This window comes from Skermanella aerolata KACC 11604 (genome assembly GCF_000936425.1).
Classification (GTDB): domain Bacteria; phylum Pseudomonadota; class Alphaproteobacteria; order Azospirillales; family Azospirillaceae; genus Skermanella; species Skermanella aerolata.
Window position 1 is genome coordinate 1 of sequence record NZ_AVFK01000179.1, and the last position, 946, is coordinate 946.

1 protein-coding gene is annotated in these 946 nt (G+C 57.5%); it reads right to left on the reverse strand.

From position 1 onward, the window contains the following. Window positions 1–42: 42 nt before the first annotated feature. The gene (locus N826_RS39080) at window positions 43–888 is read right to left on the reverse strand and encodes an IS5 family transposase (RefSeq protein ID WP_044438039.1); all 846 of its coding nucleotides are present in this window, start codon (window positions 886–888) and stop codon (window positions 43–45) included. Between the last annotated feature and the right edge of the window lie 58 nt (window positions 889–946).

Consider the following 946-nt stretch of genomic DNA (forward strand, 5'->3'; position numbering starts at 1 on the left):
AGAGGATGTTGAGTTGAAAGTTGGTAAAATTAATCGTTAATGTCAGGTTTCCGCTTCGGGGCTGTTTGCCAGCCGTTTAATGAGGATTCGGCTCATGGCCATGTAGATGAAGGTCTCGCCAGTTTCAGGCAAGCGTTCATAGTCTTTGGCCAGACGTCGATTTCGGGTGAACCATGCGAGTGTTCTTTCAACTACCCACCGGCGTGGTAAAACGTGGAAGCCGGAAGGAATGACTGGTGGCTGCTGACCGGGAGCACACCAGAACCCCTGGACGCCGGTCCACCAGTGCTTAGCGATCGTCAAAGTCCATCCAAGGTTTTCTTTCATCCAGTTCTTCAGACCTTGATAGCTGCTGTCGGCCCAGACCAGCACGATGGAAGGGAACAGGATGTGAAGGGAAGTGAGCAGCAGCATGCCGCCCGGCTTGTCATGGATGTCGGCCGGATGGACCTTGGTCTTCAGCAGAGTGCCCTCGGTATCGACCAGAACCTGGCGCTTTCGGCCGGTCACCTTCTTGCCGCCGTCGTAGCCGCGTGGACCACCGGCCTCCGTGGTCTTGACCGATTGGCTGTCGATCACCGCCGCGGTGGGCTGCGGCTTGCGCCCCTTTGCGACACGATGGCGCTCTCGCAGGACCTGGTTGATCCGCTCCCAGGTTCCCTTCCGGCGCCAGGTGCGCAGATGATAGTAAACATCGTCCCAGGGTGGCAGATCGTGAGGCATCATGCGCCACGGAATACCGCCCCGCAGAACATAGAAGCAGCCATCAACGATCCGCCGTAAACTGTAGTGCTGCTGACCACGCTGTCCATGGTTGTGCTCAAGCAACGGTCTGATCAGTTCCCATTGCTGATCCGTCAGGTCCGTTGGGTAGGGTTTGTCTGCCATCGCGCGGCCTCCTGGATCCCGCTGCACCCCTACCAGATCAACAATCGATCAACCTCAA